This is a genomic window from Mucilaginibacter sp. P4_E8 (assembly GCF_056401495.1).
In genome coordinates, this window is sequence record NZ_JBFUJG010000002.1 from 48,660 (window position 1) to 68,592 (window position 19,933).

Sequence of the window (19,933 nt, forward strand, 5' to 3'; positions counted from 1 at the left end):
TTCAATAGTAATGATTAATCAAACGATTAGTTTTTTGCCCCTGACCATTAGGCACTAATCAATCGTTTGATTAGTTTTGTGCCGTTAAAAAAATGGACAAAGATAAAATAGATAAAAAAGACCATATCCTGGATGTTGCCGAGCGCATTTTTGCAGATATGGGTTATGATGGTGCCTCAACCCGCATGATCTCGGGCGAGGCCGCTGTGAACATGGCTATGCTTAATTATTATTTCGGTTCAAAAGAAGGCTTGTTCCTGGCAGTTATAGAGCGTAAGATCACCTCGTTTCAAAACATATTACAAAGTCTGGGCAGCGCTGAAAATACCAGTTCCTGGGAAAAAATAGAAGCGTATATTGAAATATATGGCGAGCGGGTAGTAAATAATAACTGTTTTCAGAAATTATTATATCAGGAGTTAACCATGAACCGCCGCACAGAACTTGCAGAAAAGATCCGTAACATCCTGATGAAAAGTGTATCGGAGCTATTCAGAATATTACAGGAAGGAATAGATAATGGTGAGTTTCATAAAGATACGGACATGCAAATGGTAGTAGCTACACTTTATGGCACCAAAAACTTTATCCTTAACACACCGCTCATGTCGTCGACAATGTTGGGATACGATATTACGGACGATAATATATTGGAGGAAACATTTAAACCCCGCATAAAAAAATATTTAAAAAACCTCTTAAAAGCATATTTAGTTAATGAAAATGACAACTCAAAATAAAAAACCCCATCACCTTACACTGTTAAGAGCAGTGCACCACATCTGCCTTTATGCTTTTACGTTTGTAATAGCAGGTGTGCTATTTGCCGAAAGTGCGAATGCACAGGACAGAACCATTACCTTAGATGAAGCGATAAAACTGGGCCTTGATAACAGCAAGACTTTAAAACTATCGCAATCAAAAGTTGAGCAGGCTGTTTCTGAGTATAACCAGGCCAAAGACGAAGCCTTGCCAACCGGCAAGATAAGCTACGGCTACAATCACGCCGAAATTCCGGCCAACAAACTGGCATTAGGATCCGAGAGCTTTAATTTACCCAACAGGGCCGATGCTTATCTGGGTATACTTACTTTGAACCAAACTATTTTTGGTGGTAATAAATTAAAGTACGCCCGCCAATCAACCGACTTGCTAACCCAGGTTGCCCGTTTAGATGTTACTAATGATAAGGATCAGATCACTTATGATATTATCAGTTCATACTACAGCCTGTACAAGGTGTTGCAAAGCAAAAAGGTAGTTGCTCAAAACTTAACCACCATTGACGCGCAAATAAAACAGGCACAAAGGTTTTTTGACCAGGGACTTGTAACTAAAAATGATGTGCTGCGTTTCCAATTGCAAAGATCAAATATCGAACTTAACGGTATCGATCTGGAAACCAACCGCCGCATTATTAACTACAACCTTAATGTTTTATTAGGCTTACCCGAAGGTACTCAGTTAAACATTGCGCAAATAACCGAAGCCGACAGGCAGGTTGCCCCACTGGCCAATTATCTTGATACCGCTATGATCAGCAGACCAGAATTACAGCAGTTTGATTTGCGTACCAAAGTGGCCGAAACCAATGTGAAAACCATCAAGGCTAATACATTGCCAACGCTTGGAGCATCAGCCGCCGCATATTATGTGGATGTGAGCTCAAACCCGATACCTAAAAGTGGCCAGTTCATTACGCCGCTATCGGTAGGCTTAACCCTGTCATGGAACTTTGGCTCATTATGGACCAATAAAAACAAGGTTACTGAAGCTAAAATACAACGTGAACAAACGGTTATTAATAAGAGTATTTCTGTTGACCGTATAAAAGACGAAGTGAATCAAAACTACCAGAACTACACCATGGCTTTAGATAAAATAAAGCTTTTACAAACATCAATAGAGCAAGCCGGCGAGAATAATAAAATACTCGAGTCGAAATATAAAAGCAATATAGCATCAGCCACAGACCGTGCCGATGCCGAAACATTGCTTTACCAGGCACAGATCAATCTTGAACTGGCCAAAGCCGATGCAGGACTTGCTTACTATACCCTATTAAAATCAACTGGAAAAATCAACAAATAATAATACTAAACCAATCAATAAAATGGCAAAGGAACAAGAAACACAGGATAAAAAGAAACCGAGTAAAGTAATTCCAATCATATTAGGAGTGCTGCTTATTGGCGGTATTATTTTCGGGATAAAAGAATATATATATTACGGTAAACACATTGATACTGATGACGCGCAGATAGACGGCGATATAAGCCCGGTTGTTACCCGCGTTGGCGGCTATGTTGATTCGATTTACTTTGAAGAGAACACGCACGTAAAAGCAGGCCAGGCTTTGGTTAAAATTGATGACCGCGACTATAAAGTTAGGTTGGAGCAGGCACAGGCCGCGCAAGTAGGTGCAAGCGCTGGTATAAATGTTAATCAATCAGAAATTTATGCCAATGAAGCAAATTCATCAAGTGCCAGAGCACAGGTTGCATCAAATGCCGCCCGTTTAGATAAGGTTAAAAAGGACTATGCACGTTATGCCAACCTGGTAAAAGATGGTTCAGTAACACAACAGCAATTTGACCAGGCTAAAGCCGATCTTGATGTGGCACAGGCTAACCTGAGGGCATCACAAGACCAGTACAAAGCAGCGCAGCAACAAATTGGTACTACACGCAGTCAATTAAAGGTTACCAACACTGGTGTATCACAAAAGCAGGTTGATATTGATTTTGCAAAACTGCAACTAAGCTATACTACTATTAAAGCGCCATCAGCAGGTTTAGCCTCAAAAAAGAGTGTTCAGTTAGGTCAGTTGGTACAAGCCGGACAAACATTGTTTTCCATTATTAACGACAATAGTTTGTACATAACCGCCAACTTTAAGGAAACACAGCTTGATGAGATGAAAAGCGGTCAAAAGGTAGACATTGAAGTTGATGCTTATCCAGATCTGAAGCTGGAAGGCCAGGTTTATAACTTTTCGCCGGCTACTGGTGCTAAGTTCTCCTTGCTGCCTCCTGATAATGCAACCGGAAACTTTGTAAAGGTTGTACAACGTGTTCCTGTTAAAATAAAAATAAACGCCAGTAAAGAGGTGATGGATAAGTTACGTCCCGGAATGAGCGTAAAAGTTTCTGTAATTAAAGGATAAATAATATGGCTGAAACAGGCTTTAAAAAATGGATCATCACCATTACGGTTATCATAGCCTCCCTACTGGAGCTTATTGATACCACGATCGTGAACGTATCGCTGCCCGATATACAGGGTAATCTTGGTGCTACGCTGGAAGATATTGCCTGGGTAGTTACCGGTTATGCTGTAGCAAACGTTATTGTACTTCCCATGTCAGGTTGGCTGGGAAGCCGTTTCGGGCGTAAAAACTATTTTATAACATCCATCATTGTTTTTACCATAGCTTCATTTTTATGCGGTAATGCAACCAATCTTAATGAGCTGGTATTATTCAGGATTTTGCAAGGTATAGCAGGTGGTGGCTTAATATCAACCTCGCAGGCTATATTGATCGAGACCTGGCCACGTGAACAAATAGGTACAGCTACAGCATTGTTTGGTTTAGGCGCTGTGGTTGGGCCTACTGTTGGGCCTACTATTGGGGGTTATATTACTGATCACTCTTCATGGAGATGGATATTTTATGTAAACATTCCGGTTGGCGCGCTGGCGGCATTTTTTGCCTACACCTTTGTGCGCGAAACCCCCAAGGATGAAAAGGGTAAACCTGTTGACTGGTGGGGCATTGGTTTGCTGGCAGTTGCAGTAGGTAGTTTACAAACCATATTGGAAAAAGGCGAATCGGAAGATTGGTTTGCCACACCGTATATCACTGTGCTTACCATTACGGCCATATTAGGATTGATCCTTTTTATATGGCGCGAAATGAGTATAACTTACCCGATTGTGAACTTTGCTATATTAAGACACAGGAGCTTTGCAGTGGGGATGTTCACCTCCTTCATACTTGGTTTCGGGTTATACGGATCAGTGTTTGTATTCCCCATATTTTGCCAGAACCTGCTTGGCTTTACGGCACAGCAAACGGGCGAAATCTTATTTCCGGGTGGGTTATGTACCATTATTATGATGCCATTTATAGGTAAAATGCTTAATAAAGGTATCCCGGCCCAGTTTATGGCAACCGGTGGTATGTTCCTGTTCTTTGTGTTCACCACTATGCTAAGTAATTCCACACTGGCCATGGGTACAGGCAATTTCTTTATACCATTGGCAATACGCGGTGTGGGTATGGCCTTATTGTTTGTGCCATTAACCACCCTGGCCATTGCCGATTTAAAGGGGCCCGAAGTTGGACAGGGAACGGGCTTAAACAACATGATGCGCCAGTTAGGCGGTTCATTTGGTATAGCTACGCTTACAACTATTATCCATGTTAGGCAAGGGGTACACCGGAGTAATCTTTTAACAAATATTACATCTACCAATCCAGCGTTTACTGACCGGTTTAATACATACCTGCATGGTTTTATGGCTAAGGGTCACTCCCTGATAGATGCTACACGTATGGCTTATGGAGCTATTGAAGGCGCCCTTACCAAACAGGTACTATTATTAACCTATGATGATGCCTACTGGATATCTGGTTTGGTTATGTTATTCTCCATACCATTATTGTACTTGCAACCGTTCAAAAAGGCAGTTAAAATGCCGGTTGACGCGCATTAAAATGATAAAAGCCGTTCCACTATTACTTGGAACGGCTTTCCCCAAAAAAAATTAACAATTAAAATTTAAGTAATCGCCCCGAAGACAAAGTTGCTTCCAAAAAAGATCTTGCAGAGTCAGGGGGGTGTTTAATCTTAGGTATAAATTTAGAAGTTTTTAATTAACAAACACAAATTAATTCGGTAATAAACTACAATTTGTGAAAAAGACATGAAATTTGTGAACTTCATGTCTTTTTTTTACATAAAATGGTAATATTTTAAAAAACTATTTTTCCGGTAGATGTTATCAGGGATGCAATACGCACTGCATCAAAAATACGCTCTTCGGTAGTTGATAATTTTATCAATGAATCTTCATGAGCATTAACGCACATCTCACAACCGTTAACGGCAGAGATAGCCAGGCTCATCAGTTCAAAAAATTCTTTACCCGTTACCGGTTTCATCATCAGCTGCATACGGATACGGGCCGGGATCTGGGTATATTTTTCCTTTTGGGTAAAATGCCTAAACCTGTAAAACACGTTGTTCGACGCCAGTAAAGAAGCGCAGCCAACGGCTTCGGCTATCTCGGCAGCATCGGCGCCTTGTTCTTCTGCATAGGCAGTAAAATAGGTAGTAAGGGGCTTGTTATTGTTATTTACAGCGGTACTCAAACCCAATAAAGCACACTCTTTAGCGGTTAAATGGGCCGATGTAAGTGTACTTGTAAAGTTCAGCTTTAAATCGCGCAGGTAACGTGATTCACCTTTTTCAAGCAGGGTAAGGGCTTCTGTTCTGTAATCTTTATCTAATCCAATACTTTGCAATATTTCCTGGATCACTTCGGTACTTTCGTTCATGTTTTTTGTGCTTAAAGCAAAAAGCCTAAGGCTTAAAGCAAATTATGATTTAAATAGCTTTCGGCTTTCTGCCTTAAGCTTTCTGCTTATAAAGTGTATAAAAAATCCCCGCACAGAATTAAAATGTACGGGGAATATGGAGATTAACAGGGGTATTAAACGGTAAGAGTTTCCTGACCTTTTTCCCAGTTACATGGGCAAAGTTCGTCGGTTTGTAAACCATCAAGTACACGTAAAACTTCCTTAACATTACGGCCAACGCTTAAATCGTTAACAGATACCCAACGGATGATACCGGTAGGGTCAACAATAAAAGTAGCACGGTAAGCGATTTTTTCGGTTGGCTCCAATATACCAAGATCCTCAGCCAATGATTTTGAAGTATCGGCAAGCATCGGGAATTTAAGATCGCGCAGATCATCATGATCGCGTCTCCAGGCAGCATGAACAAATTCAGAATCAGTTGAAGCACCAATTAAACGGGTTTCGCGGTCACGGAACTCACCATAGTTTTTGTTAAACTCAGCAATTTCAGTTGGGCAAACAAAAGTAAAATCCTTTGGCCACCAGAACATTACAGTCCAAACGTTATCATCGTTCACCAGGTAGTCAGAAGTTAGTGTTTCAAACTCTTTGCCTTTTTCAAGACTTGTTACGGCAATTTTAGAAAATTGGGGGAATTTTTGTCCTATCGTTAACATATTTGCTATTTCTTTATTATTTCTGCAAATATAAACTTTTTAAGGCTGCCGCCGAATACTAATAATCTATATCATATAGATTTTATTTATACATGATTTAAATTATATAAACCATAGCTATTTCATTGGAAACTATAGATTTATACTGACCTTTCGCTAATTCAGGCACTTATTAGCCCGCTCTAAATCCCCCAGAAGGAGAGGTTTTTTGATTTTCCTGCTTTTTAAAGCCCCCTACCTGCCTGAAGGGGAGAACAATTGTGAATAGCGGTCCACACTAATTTTAATTGCTCCCCCTTCAGGGGGCTGGGGGGATTACAGTATAAACTTAGTGCTCAGGAAATTGGAATCATTATTATTCACAATTTCATTGAGAATCTGTTTATTGGCTTCGTTCATTTTAGTGGCTACTAAGGAGCGTATAGAGAAAGCCCTTAGCGCATCAAATACCGAAAGTGTCCCCTCGGCACTATCCTTACGCCCGGTAAAAGGAAATACATCGGGCCCGCGCTGGCACTGGCTGTTGATATTTACCCGGCTTACCAAATTCACAAAAGGATCAATTAATGATGACACCTCTTTGGCATCGTTACTAAATATACTCACCTGCATACCATGCGGCGAATCTATCTGGTAATCAATAGGTTCTTCGATCGACTCAAAGGGAATTACCGGGATCACCGGGCCAAACTGCTCCTCGCGGTACAGCTTCATTTTTTCGTTAACCGGATAAACAATTGCCGGGTAAAAGAATGAGGCAACGGTTTCGCCGCCGTTTTCATTAATAATTTTAGCGCCGTGGGTAATGGCGTCATTAACTATATCTGTTAAATAGTCGGTCTTGTTGGCTTCTGGCAGTGGGGTAAGTTTTACATCTTTATCCCAGGGTAACCCAAATTTAAGCTTTGATACTTCCTCACTTAACAGTTTCAAAAACTCATCGGCAACATCTTTGTGAACAAATATCACTTTTATGGCAGTACAGCGCTGTCCGTTAAATGACAATGCGCCTAAAACACATTCACTTACAGCCAAATGCAGGTCGGCATTTTTAGTTACGATAGCTGCGTTTTTAGCATCAAGACTAAGCACCGCCCGTAAACGGTTTATCTTAGGATGGCGTTTTTTAAGGTCGTTGGCTACCTTGCTTGAGCCAATAAAGGCCAGCACGTTGATTTTGCCGGTTTGCATTAAACCCGGGGTAACTACTGCACCACGACCATAAACCGTATTAACCACGCCTTTTGGGAACGACTCCTGGAAAGCCCTTAACAATGGGTAATGCAATAGCGTACCATGCTTAGGTGGTTTAAATAAAATGGTATTGCCCATAATAAGGGCAGGTATCAGGGTGGTAAAAGTTTCGTTAAGCGGATAGTTAAATGGCCCCATACACAACACCACGCCCAACGGCGAGCGGCGTATCTGGGCTATCAGCCCCTCGGCCATTTCAAACCGAGACGACTTTCGGTCAAGCTCCTTCAAAGCATCAATAGTAGCATTGATATATTCAACGGTACGGTCAAACTCCTTTGCCGAATCGCCGTATGATTTACCAATTTCCCACATCAGCAGCTTTACCACGAGGGTGCGTTGTTCAATCATTTTGTAAATAAAGCGCTCCATGCATTTGATCCGGCCATCAATGCTCATAGTGGGCCATTCGCCGCGGCCATTATCATAAGCAGCAATGGCCGCCTCCAGGGCATCATTAGCTTCCTCTTCGGTACAAATGGGGTATGTGCCTATTAGTTTGCGTTCAAACCCATCGGGGGTAGGGAAACAAACAGGCGAGTAAACTTCGCTCACGGGCCCAATCCATTGTTTCATTTCGCCGTTGCAAAGGTATTCCCGCTGGTGCACTTCTTCTATTTGGAATTCGGCTGGTATCTCGCTTTCTTCCACAAATATCGAACTGATCTGGTCTTGAAAACTCATATTTAACTGGTATTTGATTTCTATAAAGATAAAAAAAGCCTGCTTTTATTAGCAAGCTTTTTATGTCAGATACCCATTATTATCAATTTTTAAATTTAATGGAACCTCAATTATGATCCTGTTATTTTTATTAAAAGCGATGGATATAAAAGGTTGATCCATCAATAAACCCGGAGAAATCAGTTTTCAGTTGCCGCGAAACCACCTGCAGTGAATCGCGGTATCTTTTTATCTGCAGGTAATGAAACATTGGCTTATAGCTACTATCAATATCATGCATTACGCCCTTACCTGAACGTATGGGCTGGTGCGGACCGCCACCGCCGCCTATTACCAGAAAATTTTTGCCTTGTATATTAAAATGTTCAAAATTATGCGAATGGCCCGACAGGAAAAGAATACCCTTTTTTGAATTAATAAAGGCGGGCACAAACCGCTGCTGTACTTTTAATGATGGCTCAACTACCCTGCTATTGGTAAAAGGCGAATGGTGACAACCAACAATCACAAATTTTATAGCAGCATCATGGTCTAACTCATTCATGGTGTGCCGATACCAGTTATCCTGTTTTTCTATTTCCAACTCCGTCATTTTACCGAAATTTGAATTTAGTAAAACCACAGCTACAGAATCCACCTTTTCAACATAGCCTGTTGAACTATGCATCGGGAACCTGTCCTGAAATTTCGCCGCCCCCTTTTTTGCATTAAGCATTAATTCATGGTTACCAAGCACAGCATAAACCGGTATATTACGCTGGCGGCACCAGCCAAGATACTCATCCATCCTTTTCCACTTACTATCCTGGCAGCCTAATGACACTACATCGCCCAATATAAATAAGCTTGAGGGTTGGGTAGTTACAATATCCTGAAAGATGAGTTTAGTTGCTTTTTGATTATGATCTGTTTTGCGGATCACTTTTTCAACCAGCAGGGGTTCCTGCGTGTCACTGGCGAAAGTTATTGTATGGCTCTGTTCCTGCGCAAGTATTGGAGCGGAGGAGCCTACAGTGCTCATCCACAAAATAAATAAACAAAGGTTGCGCCATACCATTAGCTAATGTCTTTAATGCTGTAAGTGAAGTTACAACATTAAAGACATTTTATTTATCCGGCAGCACTCAGGCGCGTTGCTGATTATGCCGATTCTTTATACAGCACCATGCCGGCATGGTAAAAAACGCCATCCCTAAAATCGCCATCGGCTGTAAAACCGGTATCGTCCAGATATTCTACATGCTTACCCCTAATGGTATAAAACCCGGTGTACGCGCTTTTTTTATTACCACGGGCCTCATCATAACGGCCGTTTGGTAAAAACTCATGGCGTATGTAACCATCCCTTGTTACCCAAACGCCTATATGCTGATCTTTCTCCATGTTATATTAAAATCCTGTTGATGTTGTTAACGATTTCCATGCTTCCAGTTCATTTTGAACCAAAGCAATTTTTTGATTTGCGAAATCATAAGCATCCGCCCCAAGGAACAAATTAAGCGGAGCCTCTGCCTCATTGGTTATCCTGATCATGGCCGCTGCCGCCTTTTCCGGATCACCTGCCTGTTGATTGTCCATATCATTCTGATGCCAGTTTACTGTATCACGCACATTTTGATAAGCATCTATCTGATTTTTAGGAACTACAAGCGATCCCTCAGAAAGGAAATTGGTGCGAAAATATCCGGGCATTACTATGGTAACCTTTATACCAAAGGGTTTAACTTCTGAATACAATGCCTCTGAAAAACCATTAACCGCGAATTTAGTAGCACAATAAATACCGCCGCCTGGTGCCCCTCCGGTAAACCCACCAACTGATGATATATTAAGAATATGACCCGATTGCTGTTCGCGCAAATAAGGTAATGCCTTACGGATCACGTTTAAAGAACCAAACACGTTTACATCAAAGTTATTACGGGCTTCCTCGTCTGTTAATTCCTCTAAACCGCCAAGCAAACCATAGCCGGCATTATTAACCACTACATCAATTTTGCCAAAGGTGCTTACTGTTTTTTCAATAGCCTCCTGCACGCTGTCTTCATTTTTAATATCCACCGCCAGTGGCAAAAATTGATCGCTGTGGCTATCAACGGCCTTGCTCAGGTCGCTCAGGTTTCTTGAAGTAGCAGCCACGCGATAGCCTTCTGCTAATAATCTTTTTACTAAAGTAAGCCCTAATCCTTTAGAGGCTCCGGTTACAAACCATACTTTTTTATTTTCCATTTTATTTTTTGTTTTTAGGTAGATGTTGTGCGTGATGCCGTTACCGGGTTTGCCCAAGTGGCCTTAATACCACATCGTTCACGTTTATATTACCAGGCTGACTTATAGCATATACAACAGCGTTGGCAATTGCCTCCTCATCCATTTTGGGCATGTTTTTTAAATTCCCGTAAAGAGCCCTGATCTTAGGACTGGTAATGTCATGTCCCAGTTCAGATTGCGTAGCGCCCGGGTAAATGGTAGTTACTTTTATTATCTGGGTTACTTCTTCGCGCAGTGTTTCCATAATGGCCTTCACAGCAAACTTGGTGCTGCTATATACCCCAATACCCGGCGACGTTCTTAAACCACCAACAGATGAGGTAGCCAAAATATGCCCCTCTCCCCTTGCTATCATATGTGGCAGTACGGCATTAATACCATACAATACCCCTTTGATATTGATATCGATCATCCGGTCCCACTCTTCTACAAGTCCTTCGTCAAAAAAAGAGATGGGCATAATACCGGCATTATTCCACAAAACATCTATGTGCCCAAATTTGGCTATGGCCTGTTGAATAAGGTTATCAAGATCGGCACGTTTGCTCACATCTGTTATTACATACATGGCGTTATCCCCCAGTTGGTTTACCAGGGTCTTTAACTGATCTTCCCGGCGCGCAGCCAAAACCACTTTAGCCCCAAGCTCAACCAGTTTACGGGCAGCAGCCGCGCCGATGCCACTGCTGGCGCCGGTAATTACAATAACTTTTTCCTTAATATTTTCCATAATGACTATCAGTGTTTGGCCTCACCTAAATGATTTATTTTTAAGCCCTTCCCCTTTGGAGAAGGGTTGGGATGAGGCCCTCCTTCTAATTATTTTCAAGATCATACTCAAAATCGGTTGAGCAGGTAAGATCCTGCCATTCACGGATCTCGTCATGCAAAGCATCCAGCTTGGCCAAAGCCCTGTTATAAGCATCGCCACCCAATAATAAGTACAATGGCGGATTTGCTTCATCAGCAATTTTTATAATAGACTCGGCTGCTTTTTCCGGATCGCCGGCCTGCTCGCCATCCATTTTCAGGTATTTAGCATGTGAGGCCCTAACATCTTCATAATCGGCTATAGGATTATTAGTGATAGTTAAGGAATCAGGGGTAAGGAAACTGGTTCTGAACGCGCCCGGGGCAACTACGGTAACCTTAATACCCAATAATTTTACATCAGCGGCAAGCACTTCTGATAAACCAATTACGGCATATTTGGCAGCACCATAAATTGCCCAGCCAGTACCCGGTGCAATACCTGCTATTGATGATATGTTGATGATATGCCCCGAACGCCGCTTACGCAGATAAGGCATCACATATCTTATCACGTTAAGGGTAGCAAATACATTTACATCAAAGGCCTGGCGGGTTTCTTTATCCGTAAGCTCTTCAATGGCACCGCCAATACCGTAACCGGCATTATTGATAACTACATCTATCTTTCCAAATGTTTCATTAGTATGTTGCAGGGCCAGTGATACGCTGCTCTCATTAACAAGATCGACCTGAAGGGGTAAAAAATTATTGCTTTGGGTGTTAACTGCTTCAATTAACTCCTGTTGATTTCTGGAGGTGGCGGCAACAAGCTGACCAGCATCCAGTAATTGTTTAACTAAACTGAGCCCAAATCCTTTGGAAGCTCCGGTTATAAACCATACTTTTTTGTTGTTGTCCATAATTTGTTCTGTTTGATAGAACAAATTTACGGCAGGGACGGAGGCAATGCATTACGCCAATCAAACCAATGGTTACAAAATTCAAACATTTATGAATTTACGAAGAATGCTTTGATTGAAAAGGCCTGTTAGGTTTATAACAAATATAACGATTTGCAGCCGCAAAATAAAATCAGCGTTTAAACATTTCTGAAAGAGGATGGCGTTTGCTGGGTTTGTTTCTTAAAAAAGTTATTGAAATGGGTAGGCTCTTCAAAGCCAAGGCAATAGCCTATTTCAGATACATTCCAGTCGGTATGCCTTAGTAATGATTTGGCTTCGCTTAGCAGGCGTTCGGCGATGTGATCGGTGGTGGTTTTACCGGTGGTTTCCCTGATGGCCCTGTTCAGGTGATTTACGTGTACTGAAAGGCGCTGGGCAAAGTCATTGGCCGACCGTAGCGCGAAGCGCTGTGCCGGGGTTTCTATGGGGAACTGGCGCTCCAGTAGTTCGGTAAAAACAGACGTTATTCGTGATTTGGCATCGGCATGTTTGTATACGTTTTCTGATGGCTGGGTTTTTAGGGCATAATAGGCCATTTCAGTAACATAGTTCCTGATCAGGTCATACTTAAAATCATACTCAGAATTGATCTCATCGATCATTTTTAAGAACAAACCGCTCACGTATTCATTCTGCTCGCTATTTAACGCGTAAACCGGTTTTGCACCAAGGGCAAACATCGGCAGCTCGCTTAAACCGCCCCTGAACCTTTCTGTAAAAAAAGCCTCGGTAAATATGCAAAAGAACCCGGTTCTGTCATCAGACATGCGCTCAAACGTATACGGCACATGCGGACTAAAAAACATCAGCGAGGTGCCTGATAACTGAATACTTTTATCAGCATAATGAATAATATTATCACCATGCATCAGGCTGATCTTATAAAAGCTCCTGCGGCTGTAAGTAACCGGTTTTGCATTAGGGCCAATACAATCCTCAATCCTGAAAACGTTAAAATGACCGATGTTTTGCTGCAGGTTATCGGGCAGCCAGTCAAATTTATTTTTGTAAAATTCTTCAAGTGTTTCTGTTGCCATACCCAAAGTTACAAAATTCAAACTTCACTATCCAAATAAACAGGTTGTTAAGGTGTATTTTTTGTGCATTAAGTGGCGATAAGGTGACATTTAATACGCATTTCTACCCCATTTTAGGCTTATTTAACTATTTATAAATGACAAAAAATTACATTTTTTAACACTTTTTGATCATTATCAACCGGTTTTAAACCACTTTGAGCTAAAATAACTGTTTGCATTTGGCAGATTAAAAATATGTCATTGCGAGCGCAGCGTGGCAAACTCACTATGCAGGTTGCCCAAGCAAAGTTCGTTACTTGTCCTATGAGATTGCCACGCTGCGCTCGCAATGACAACATATTATGAGGAGGGGGAAACTTCGGGAGAAAGCGGATAGAACAAGGTAACCCGCGCGACTAATTGTCTGAACCTGGATTTGTGGGATTAAGGGATTACCACGATTTTAATTTTAACCATTCAGCCTCCCCGTCAGCAGATAAGCTTCGGGCGAAATCAGTCAGAACACGATGGGTTGCGCGGTGGCGGGGCATTAGCAATTTTTACTGAAGCAAAGGGATAGCGGGAACGCAGTGGAGTAAAAATTTAGCAGCCCGTGGTTCTGGCTGATTTGCGGGGTAAAGGCCCTGTGCGGCAATGAAGCATTTCTGCTGACTTGATCTTTTGGTTACTTTTGTATCAAGACAAAAGTAACAGCCTCAGCGGCAATTGAGCGCTCTGCTACATGAATGTACGCTCTGTATAACATAGAGATTATTAATGCTGTGTTAGTTTTTATTTGTATTAATGAGCTCCCTTCAGTCGGTTGTCTTCGTACCTCGCAATGACGTGTCCTAAAGTATCAAAAGAAAGCAGGCTCATTTATGAGCCTGCTTTCTTTTGATAACGGAATACTATCCCTTCTTACTTTTCTTCCAGGTCAGCGGCGGCGGCTTCATCTAAAAACCACACGGTTTCGCCTGTAATTGAATCTATCAGTTGGGCCGGGTATTCGTCAATATCCTCGGCATCTTCCAGTACATGGTGTACAGCAATGGCTTTACCTTCGCCATAAACCAAAAATGCTATATGACGACCATCGTTGATCAATGGGGCATTCAGTGTAATGCGCCACACCTGCTGGTCTTCCAGCCAAACCTCTTTTACACCTGGTGTGGTATCATGCAGTACCGRTGTATACGGAAACAATGATGCTGTATGTGAATTATCGCCCAGGCCAAGCAGTACCAGGTCAAAGCTCAGTTCACCCTCATCAAAAAAGGTGGAGATCATTTCCCAATACCTGGCAGCGGCTTCCGCGGGCTCAAATGTGGTATCAACAGCAAAAACATTGGCAGGGCTTATCAGCAATGGATCAAACAATGCCTTTTTAGCCATCAGGTAATTACTGTCTTTATGGTCCTGGGGCACATTGCGCTCATCACCAAAAAAGAAGTATACTTTTTCCCAATCTACATGATCGGCATAAGAGGTTGATGCCAGCAGTTCATATAGCTTTTTAGGCGAACTACCACCAGATAAGGCTACGGTAAACTTGTTCTTTGCAGCTATCGACTCTGTGGCTACTTTAACAAAATAATCTGCCAATGCGGTAAGCACCTCATCGGCCGAGTTAAATATATTCAATTTCATGGTTACTGTTTTATAGTCTTAAGCCTGAAGTCCTAAGTCTCGAGTCCAAAGTCTCAAGTTCCTAATCATAAGACTTTGGACTTCAGGCTTAAGACTTAAGACTACAGACTTTAAACTTGTATTACTATTTTTTACTGTTTACCGGCAATGTGAACCATGTAAATCCATCGCGGGCAATTAGTGCCTCGGCAGATTCAGGCCCCCATGAGTCGGCAGAATAGTTAGGGAAATTCAGGCTCTTTTTATTCTGCCACGTGCTCAGAATAGGCATTACCAGCTCCCACGCCGCTTCAACCTGGTCGCCGCGCATAAACAGGGTTTGATCGCCCAGCATGGTATCCAATATCAGCGTTTCATAAGCTTCGGGCGCCTGGTTTGTGTAAGTACCTTTATAATCAAACACCATATCAACAGCATTTAATACCATATCAATTCCGGGGCGTTTGGCCTGCACCTGTAAACGGATGCTCATCTCGGGCTGTATACTGATGATGAGCCTGTTTTGCTGCCAGCTTTCGGCGGCCTCAGTAGGGAAAATCAAATGCGGAACATCCTTAAACTGAATGGTGATAACCGATGACGGTTGGTGCAATCTTTTACCTGTACGTAAATAGAACGGAACACCCTGCCAGCGCCAGTTGTCAATAAAAAACTTAATGGCGGCAAAAGTTTCGGTATTTGATTCAGGGTTAACCTTTGGCTCTTCACGGTATCCGGGAACTTCTTTGCCCTTCATCCAGCCACTGCCATACTGGCCCCTAACGGCCGAATTACGTACATCCTCGGGGCTAAACTTGCGCATAGCTTTTAGTACATCAACTTTGCGGTCGCGCACTTCATCGGCGTTAAAGCTAACGGGCGGTTCCATGGCTACGTGGCAAAGCAATTGCAACAGGTGATTCTGGATCATATCTCTCATAGCGCCCGATCCGTCATAATAGTCGCCGCGATCTTCAACGCCTAATTGCTCGGTAACCGAGATCTGTACGTGCTCAATGTAATTACGGTTCCACAGCGGCTCCATAATGGAGTTGGCAAAGCGGAAAGCCATAATATTCTGAACAGTTTCTTTACCCAGGTAATGGTCAATACGATAGATCTGGCACTCATCAAAAATGCTCGACAACAATTGATTCAGTTCCTTCGCTGTTTCCAGATCGTGGCCAAATGGTTTCTCAATGATGATCCTTACGCGCTTTTTATCCTCGGCCAGTTTGGCCTTTGATATGTTAGCAGCAATAATCGGGAAGAAATTAGGCGCTACTGCCAGGTAAAACAATACGTTGGCTTTAGTTTTCCACTCGGCATTGTGTTTTTCAATACGTTTGCCAAATTCTTTATAGGTTTCAAAGTCGTTAGCGTCTGATACCTGGTAAGTGATATTTTTTACAAATTCGGCCCATTTTTTATCGTCGGTTTTACCGCTGCGCGAAAACTGGTTGATATCTTTAAATAAATTCTCCCTGAATTGCTCGTCGGTAAGCTTGGTACGACCGGTGCCAATAATAGAAAATTGCTTAGGCATCCAGCCATCTAAAAAAAGATTATAAAGGGCCGGTGCAATTTTCCGGGAGTTTAAATCCCCTGTGCCACCAAAAATGATGAATATAGTAGGATCTGATTTAGTGTGTGTGCTCATTTTGTTTCTGTTGCGTGTTGCGAGGTTTGTGTATACTGTGTTTTGCGGGATTTCTGTTGTTGGGTTTCATACATTCTGCCCCCCGAACCAGGGATCCCGCAACCCGACCCTAACTAACTGGTGCCCATTGTGTATGGAATGTACCTTCTTTACCTATCAGCTCATAAGTGTGCGCGCCAAAATAGTCGCGCTGGGCCTGGATAAGGTTTGATGGCATCCTTGCACTGCGGAAAGCATCAAAGTAACTTAGTGATGCCGCATAGCCTGGTGCTGCCACACCGGCAGCAATGGTTTTTGACAATACCTTCCTGATGCCCGGTACAACGCTTTCAACTAATGCCTGCACATTGGTATCCAGTAATAGGTGCTCTAAGCCGGCATTCTTTTCGTACGCTTTAAAAATATCGTTCAGGAATTTTGAGCGGATGATACAGCCTCCACGCCAAATTTTGGCTATCTCGCCCAGGTGCAGATCATATTTATACTCTGCCGACGCATTTGACAGCAAATGCATGCCTTGCGCGTAGCTGATGATCATGGTGAAGTAGAATGCCTGTTCCAAAGCCGCTATAAACTCGGCTTTATCGGCTTCTAAAACAATAGCATCTTTAGCATACAGTGCAGCGGCTTTTTCGCGCAGTTGTTTGTATTTTGACAGATCGCGCATGGCTACCGAAGTATCCACAGTAGGGATAGGAGCCTGCAGGTCCATGGCCACTTGCGATGTCCATTTACCGGTACCTTTAGCGCGGGCTTCGTCCTTAATATCATCTAATAATAAATGATCGGTACCCGGAGCTTTATATTTGAAAATATCTTTGGTGATATCCAGCAGGAATGATTGCAGCCTGCCTTCGTTCCATTCGGCAAAAATTTTGCCTATCTCATCATTGCTTAGTTTTAGGCCTTTTTTCAGGATCTCGTAAGTTTCAGCAATCAGCTGCATAATACCATACTCAATACCATTGTGCACCATTTTAACAAAGTGACCTGATGCACCCGGACCAATGTAGGTAACACAAGGCACACCATCAACCTTAGCGGCAATGGCTTCAAAAATAGGCTTCATTACGTTGTAGGCCTGCTTATCGCCACCCGGCATCATGCTTGGGCCACGACGCGCGCCTTCTTCTCCACCAGAAACACCCATGCCAAAGAAATGCAGGCCAATGGCTTCCAGTTCTTCCACACGACGGTTGGTATCGGTAAAGTGCGAGTTACCACCGTCAATTAATATATCACCTTTCTCCAGCAGCGGCGTAAGTTCCTCAATTACAGCATCCACAATTTTGCCGGCCGGAACCAGCATCATGATAGCACGCGGGGTGGTTAAACTTTGTATAAATTCTTTAACATCACCAAAACCTTTAGCGGCACGGTCGCCGGCTTCTTCGTTCAGTGATGATACCTTGGCGGCATCTTTATCATGCCCGGCTACAGCAAAGCCGTGATCGGCCATGTTGAGCAGCAGACTGCGGCCCATAACGCCCAGGCCTATCATACCAAAAGCATATTTATTATTTGTTGCGCTCATTTTATTGTTTTAGTTTATTGGTTCACTTGTTCATTGGTTGCCTCACCCTACCCTCTCCAAAGGAGAGGGTTCAAAAAGTGTGAAGTTAAAGTCCTCTCCTTTGGAGAGGATTTTGGTGAGGCTAAATAACTTCCACTGCCTTAATGAACATTGTTTTCTTTTTTTAGATCTTCTAATATTTTTTTGGTGTTTTCGAAATCAGTGTGCAGGAACGAGCGGATACCCAATTTCTGGGCCGTATTCACAAACATGATCCTGTCGTCAAAATACACGCATTGTTGCGGCGATGCCTGCGCTATACCCATAGCCAGTTGCCATATACCCGGATCGGGTTTACGCATTTTTACCTCGCACGATGATACAAAGGCATCAAAACACTCATGCAGCTTAAATTTCTTAACCCGGTAATCATTCAGCTCCTTACCCTCGTTATTTACCGAAATGATACGGAAACCACAGTCTTTTTTCCACGCTTTAAGCCAGGCAAGCATATCAGGCAGCTCAACCGACTGCGCATAAATAAACTCCTTAAAGTCCTCGCGTACAAAATCGCGGGGGTGGTTAAATATTACAGTATCCAGGTATTCATCAAGGCTGATGCTGCCAATTTCATATACGTTAAATATGAAATTGTGCAGCTCATTCACTTCGGTGTAATTAAGGCCGAATCTTTTAGATGCTTCTTTCCGGGATTCATGACCCCAGCCGTTGGTGAGCAAAATGCCACCAACGTCAAAAAAAAGTATTTTAAGGCTTGCAGCTTCCATAAAGTAATTAGCTTACTTTACTTTTTTGCTCCTCAATCGCGTTCAATAATTTTTCAAAAGGTTTATTGAATTTCTCGATACCTTCATCCTCCAGTTGTTGGGTAATGGCATCCAGATCAATATCCAGATCTTTCAGTTTAGCTAAAGTAGCGGTTGCCTGCTCTAAACCACCTTCAAGCGTGTTGGCTGCAATACCATGATCACGGAAAGCATCAACAGTTTCTAAAGGAACGGTATCAACAGTATCCGGACCAATTAATGCCTCAACATATTTGGTATCTTTAAATGCCGGGTTTTTGCTGCCGGTACTTGCCCATAATAAACGTTGTGGCTGAGCGCCTTGTGCTGCCAGTTTTTTCCACCTTTCGGTACTGAACACCCTTTTATAAATTTCGTAAGCTTTTTTAGCTGAAGCGATAGCAACTTCGCCTACCAGTTCTTTATGACCTTTTGATTCCAGCAATGGATCAACAACCACATCAATACGGCTCAGGAAGAAACTGGCTACTGATGCAATATGACCAATGGAATGACCTGCCGCCAAATGATCCTCTAAGCCCGAAATATAGGCTTCGGTAACTGCCTCGTAACGCTCTAAACCAAAAAGTAGGGTTACATTGATATTAATGCCTTTGGCAATTGATTGCCTGATAGCTGGTAAACCTGGTTGTGTACCCGGAATTTTGATCATTACATTTTTACGATCAACTTTTCTCCAAAGCTCGGCAGCTTGTTTGGTAGTGCCTGCGGTGTCTAACGCCAAAAACGGAGAAACTTCTAAACTTACGTAACCATCTACGCCGTTTGATTCTTCATATACGCCTTTAAACAAATCGGCCGCTTGTTGAATATCTTTTATGGCTAAACCAAAAAACAGCTGCTCGTTGTCGTCAGTGGTTTTTGACAGTTCAACAATATCGTTATCATAATCAGAGCTGCTGGTTATGGCTTTTTCAAAAATTGCCGGGTTTGAGGTTACGCCTCTTACACCATCTTCATCAATTAATTTTTTTAGTTTTCCTGAAGCAATGATCTCGCGATCGATGAAATCAAGCCAGATGCTTTGTCCGAAATCATGTATTTGCTTTACATTATTAGTTGCCATATTAAGGTTGTTTTAAAGTTCAATTATTTAA

Annotated in this window: 18 protein-coding genes; 4 read left to right on the forward strand and 14 right to left on the reverse strand. The window is 42.5% G+C overall.

Annotated features, from left to right (window positions below; all coding sequences use genetic code 11):
- Positions 1-92 precede the first annotated feature (92 nt).
- The 4 genes from AC1DRQ_RS01715 to AC1DRQ_RS01730 are packed head-to-tail and all read left to right on the forward strand — an operon-like array spanning position 93 to position 4,719.
- Positions 93-740, forward strand: coding sequence for a TetR/AcrR family transcriptional regulator (locus AC1DRQ_RS01715; protein ID WP_429399825.1), 648 nt, complete (start codon positions 93-95; stop codon positions 738-740).
- On the forward strand, positions 724-2,091 hold the full coding sequence (locus tag AC1DRQ_RS01720; RefSeq protein ID WP_477421905.1) for a TolC family protein: 1,368 nt from the start codon (positions 724-726) through the stop codon (positions 2,089-2,091). The genes AC1DRQ_RS01715 and AC1DRQ_RS01720 overlap by 17 nt, the downstream gene beginning before the upstream one ends.
- A 22-nt stretch (positions 2,092-2,113) precedes the next feature.
- Entirely contained in the window at positions 2,114-3,166 is a 1,053-nt protein-coding gene (locus tag AC1DRQ_RS01725; protein ID WP_429399823.1) for an HlyD family secretion protein, read from the forward strand.
- Positions 3,167-3,171: 5 nt separating this feature from the next.
- The gene (locus tag AC1DRQ_RS01730) at positions 3,172-4,719 is read left to right on the forward strand and encodes a DHA2 family efflux MFS transporter permease subunit (RefSeq protein ID WP_477421906.1); all 1,548 of its coding nucleotides are present in this window, start codon (positions 3,172-3,174) and stop codon (positions 4,717-4,719) included.
- A 259-nt stretch (positions 4,720-4,978) separates the two neighbouring features.
- Here the strand turns inward: AC1DRQ_RS01730 and AC1DRQ_RS01735 are convergent, their stop codons facing one another.
- From AC1DRQ_RS01735 to tal, 14 genes are all read right to left on the reverse strand, one after another.
- On the reverse strand, positions 4,979-5,563 hold the full coding sequence (locus AC1DRQ_RS01735) for a carboxymuconolactone decarboxylase family protein (RefSeq protein ID WP_477421907.1): 585 nt from the start codon (positions 5,561-5,563) through the stop codon (positions 4,979-4,981).
- A 155-nt stretch (positions 5,564-5,718) separates the two neighbouring features.
- A complete protein-coding gene (locus AC1DRQ_RS01740) occupies positions 5,719-6,264 on the reverse strand; it encodes a peroxiredoxin (protein ID WP_429399820.1) in 546 nt (181 codons plus the stop codon).
- Between the two features lie 315 nt (positions 6,265-6,579).
- Complete coding sequence (locus tag AC1DRQ_RS01745; protein WP_477421908.1) at positions 6,580-8,202, reverse strand: NADP-dependent glyceraldehyde-3-phosphate dehydrogenase; 1,623 nt, start codon at positions 8,200-8,202, stop codon at positions 6,580-6,582.
- Between the two features lie 130 nt (positions 8,203-8,332).
- On the reverse strand, positions 8,333-9,259 hold the full coding sequence (locus tag AC1DRQ_RS01750) for a metallophosphoesterase family protein (protein WP_477421909.1): 927 nt from the start codon (positions 9,257-9,259) through the stop codon (positions 8,333-8,335).
- Positions 9,260-9,342: 83 nt separating this feature from the next.
- Positions 9,343-9,585: an Atu4866 domain-containing protein gene (locus AC1DRQ_RS01755; RefSeq protein WP_429399818.1), complete on the reverse strand. Its 243-nt coding sequence runs from the start codon at positions 9,583-9,585 to the stop codon at positions 9,343-9,345.
- A 6-nt stretch (positions 9,586-9,591) separates the two neighbouring features.
- Positions 9,592-10,431, reverse strand: coding sequence for an oxidoreductase (locus tag AC1DRQ_RS01760; protein ID WP_477421910.1), 840 nt, complete (start codon positions 10,429-10,431; stop codon positions 9,592-9,594).
- Positions 10,432-10,471: 40 nt separating this feature from the next.
- Positions 10,472-11,203: an SDR family oxidoreductase gene (locus tag AC1DRQ_RS01765; RefSeq protein ID WP_477421911.1), complete on the reverse strand. Its 732-nt coding sequence runs from the start codon at positions 11,201-11,203 to the stop codon at positions 10,472-10,474.
- 85 nt (positions 11,204-11,288) lie between these two features.
- Positions 11,289-12,146: an oxidoreductase gene (locus AC1DRQ_RS01770; protein WP_477421912.1), complete on the reverse strand. Its 858-nt coding sequence runs from the start codon at positions 12,144-12,146 to the stop codon at positions 11,289-11,291.
- A 179-nt stretch (positions 12,147-12,325) separates the two neighbouring features.
- Positions 12,326-13,225: a helix-turn-helix domain-containing protein gene (locus tag AC1DRQ_RS01775; RefSeq protein ID WP_429399814.1), complete on the reverse strand. Its 900-nt coding sequence runs from the start codon at positions 13,223-13,225 to the stop codon at positions 12,326-12,328.
- Positions 13,226-14,128: 903 nt separating this feature from the next.
- Positions 14,129-14,857 carry a 6-phosphogluconolactonase gene (pgl, locus tag AC1DRQ_RS01780; protein WP_477421913.1) on the reverse strand — a complete coding sequence of 243 codons (729 nt, stop codon included), beginning with the start codon at positions 14,855-14,857 and terminating at the stop codon, positions 14,129-14,131.
- A 124-nt stretch (positions 14,858-14,981) separates the two neighbouring features.
- The gene (zwf, locus tag AC1DRQ_RS01785) at positions 14,982-16,496 is read right to left on the reverse strand and encodes a glucose-6-phosphate dehydrogenase (RefSeq protein ID WP_429399812.1); all 1,515 of its coding nucleotides are present in this window, start codon (positions 16,494-16,496) and stop codon (positions 14,982-14,984) included.
- A 109-nt stretch (positions 16,497-16,605) separates the two neighbouring features.
- A complete protein-coding gene (gene gndA, locus AC1DRQ_RS01790) occupies positions 16,606-18,030 on the reverse strand; it encodes an NADP-dependent phosphogluconate dehydrogenase (protein ID WP_477421914.1) in 1,425 nt (474 codons plus the stop codon).
- A 140-nt stretch (positions 18,031-18,170) separates the two neighbouring features.
- Positions 18,171-18,797: an HAD family hydrolase gene (locus AC1DRQ_RS01795; RefSeq protein ID WP_477421915.1), complete on the reverse strand. Its 627-nt coding sequence runs from the start codon at positions 18,795-18,797 to the stop codon at positions 18,171-18,173.
- A gap of 7 nt (positions 18,798-18,804) precedes the next feature.
- The gene (gene tal / locus AC1DRQ_RS01800) at positions 18,805-19,902 is read right to left on the reverse strand and encodes a transaldolase (protein ID WP_429399808.1); all 1,098 of its coding nucleotides are present in this window, start codon (positions 19,900-19,902) and stop codon (positions 18,805-18,807) included.
- Positions 19,903-19,933 lie beyond the last annotated feature (31 nt).

What these genes read in the sequence shown, in the direction of transcription:
- AC1DRQ_RS01715 (WP_429399825.1), top strand. Translation starts at nt 93, where the DNA reads ATGGACAAAGATAAAATAGATAAAAAAGACCATATCCTGGATGTTGCC.
- AC1DRQ_RS01720 (WP_477421905.1), top strand. Translation starts at nt 724, where the DNA reads ATGACAACTCAAAATAAAAAACCCCATCACCTTACACTGTTAAGAGCA.
- AC1DRQ_RS01725 (WP_429399823.1), top strand. Translation starts at nt 2,114, where the DNA reads ATGGCAAAGGAACAAGAAACACAGGATAAAAAGAAACCGAGTAAAGTA.
- AC1DRQ_RS01730 (WP_477421906.1), top strand. Translation starts at nt 3,172, where the DNA reads ATGGCTGAAACAGGCTTTAAAAAATGGATCATCACCATTACGGTTATC.
- AC1DRQ_RS01735 (WP_477421907.1), bottom strand. Translation starts at nt 5,563, where the DNA reads ATGAACGAAAGTACCGAAGTGATCCAGGAAATATTGCAAAGTATTGGA.
- AC1DRQ_RS01740 (WP_429399820.1), bottom strand. Translation starts at nt 6,264, where the DNA reads ATGTTAACGATAGGACAAAAATTCCCCCAATTTTCTAAAATTGCCGTA.
- AC1DRQ_RS01745 (WP_477421908.1), bottom strand. Translation starts at nt 8,202, where the DNA reads ATGAGTTTTCAAGACCAGATCAGTTCGATATTTGTGGAAGAAAGCGAG.
- AC1DRQ_RS01750 (WP_477421909.1), bottom strand. Translation starts at nt 9,259, where the DNA reads ATGGTATGGCGCAACCTTTGTTTATTTATTTTGTGGATGAGCACTGTA.
- AC1DRQ_RS01755 (WP_429399818.1), bottom strand. Translation starts at nt 9,585, where the DNA reads ATGGAGAAAGATCAGCATATAGGCGTTTGGGTAACAAGGGATGGTTAC.
- AC1DRQ_RS01760 (WP_477421910.1), bottom strand. Translation starts at nt 10,431, where the DNA reads ATGGAAAATAAAAAAGTATGGTTTGTAACCGGAGCCTCTAAAGGATTA.
- AC1DRQ_RS01765 (WP_477421911.1), bottom strand. Translation starts at nt 11,203, where the DNA reads ATGGAAAATATTAAGGAAAAAGTTATTGTAATTACCGGCGCCAGCAGT.
- AC1DRQ_RS01770 (WP_477421912.1), bottom strand. Translation starts at nt 12,146, where the DNA reads ATGGACAACAACAAAAAAGTATGGTTTATAACCGGAGCTTCCAAAGGA.
- AC1DRQ_RS01775 (WP_429399814.1), bottom strand. Translation starts at nt 13,225, where the DNA reads ATGGCAACAGAAACACTTGAAGAATTTTACAAAAATAAATTTGACTGG.
- zwf (WP_429399812.1), bottom strand. Translation starts at nt 16,496, where the DNA reads ATGAGCACACACACTAAATCAGATCCTACTATATTCATCATTTTTGGT.
- gndA (WP_477421914.1), bottom strand. Translation starts at nt 18,030, where the DNA reads ATGAGCGCAACAAATAATAAATATGCTTTTGGTATGATAGGCCTGGGC.
- AC1DRQ_RS01795 (WP_477421915.1), bottom strand. Translation starts at nt 18,797, where the DNA reads ATGGAAGCTGCAAGCCTTAAAATACTTTTTTTTGACGTTGGTGGCATT.
- tal (WP_429399808.1), bottom strand. Translation starts at nt 19,902, where the DNA reads ATGGCAACTAATAATGTAAAGCAAATACATGATTTCGGACAAAGCATC.